Here is a 1,031-nt window from a genome sequence, read left to right as displayed (position 1 = left end):
TCACGATGCTAGCGCACCCGCACCCCATTCATACTTGATACATACAGATTTATATACAATATCCTGGCCAGGTTATGAGGCACTGTACTCTTCTGAACTGCCCATAAGATCATCTTCGCGATGACGCACTATGAGGGGGGCGTAGCAGAAGTCGGCATAGCTGCAGAGCATTAGTAAGGGCTGGCGTCGCCTTGTATCTGTGTTGCCAATGCGCAGGACTTGCTTCTTGACTGCTGCTGTATTAGGAGGGCGTGAAGTACCGGTGAACAAAAGGATAGAGATGTCGAGCACAGCGCAGAGGGCATGGACTGCAACCCGGTCAGGGTAGGCCTCTGGGTCCGCTTGATGCCGCACATAGTGCTTCCACTTTCTGAACTTCTCTCGATCGATCCAGTCCATCAGAGTGATACCTTGGGTGTGAGGAAAGTGGTGCAAACCTTCAGCAATTTTGGCCCGTTTCCGTGGGGTAAGCCAGTACACAACCTCTTGCCGCAGAGCGGCCGCGGGGCGCTTGGAACCGTATAACTCCAGCGCAACGAGTTCATAGAGGTGATCAGGCTTTGTAGAAAATTTCTTAAGCATGAGAATGGAGAGAGGGTATACCCCAGGGGACAAAGAGTAGTCTGAAGGCTCGCCAGACGAGGAGCCTCGCAACGAGCCTGCAAGTGACAAGAGCTGAAGCTTCATGAGTTCGCGTCCTCGCTTCCTTGCAGACTTTGAGAGCTCTTCACTGTTGATGACGGGATTGGGCTGTGCTGTTATGGGCTCTGAGTGGGGCCAGAACTGGGCAGCAATAGACTGCGCCCCTTCTACCGACCGAGCTCGGGCATAAAACTTTTCTCCCACATCTTCCCGTGAGCAAGAAGGCCCTACCATGTTCGAGTAAAACGGTCTGAAGGAGATATGCATATTCACGGAGACTCTGGGGACTGCTAGGATTGGCTTCCAAGCTTCGCAAAAAGTATTCTTCGGCAAGCTCAAAGTCTTGCTGGTGCATGTAGAAAAGCCCAAGAGCTTCTAGGGTTTCTGGA

Annotated in this window: 1 protein-coding gene; it reads right to left on the bottom strand. The window is 52.3% G+C overall.

Translation table 11 applies throughout. The annotated features are described in order from the left end of the window. Positions 1–72: 72 nt before the first annotated feature. The gene (locus tag V6D20_11495; GenBank protein ID HEY9816408.1) at positions 73–582 is read right to left on the bottom strand and encodes a hypothetical protein; all 510 of its coding nucleotides are present in this window, start codon (positions 580–582) and stop codon (positions 73–75) included. Positions 583–1,031 lie beyond the last annotated feature (449 nt).

It is taken from the genome of Candidatus Obscuribacterales bacterium, assembly GCA_036703605.1.
Taxonomy (GTDB): domain Bacteria; phylum Cyanobacteriota; class Cyanobacteriia; order RECH01; family RECH01; genus RECH01.
Note: the sequence above shows the minus strand (reverse complement) of the source record. Positions and strands in the feature narration are given on the sequence as shown.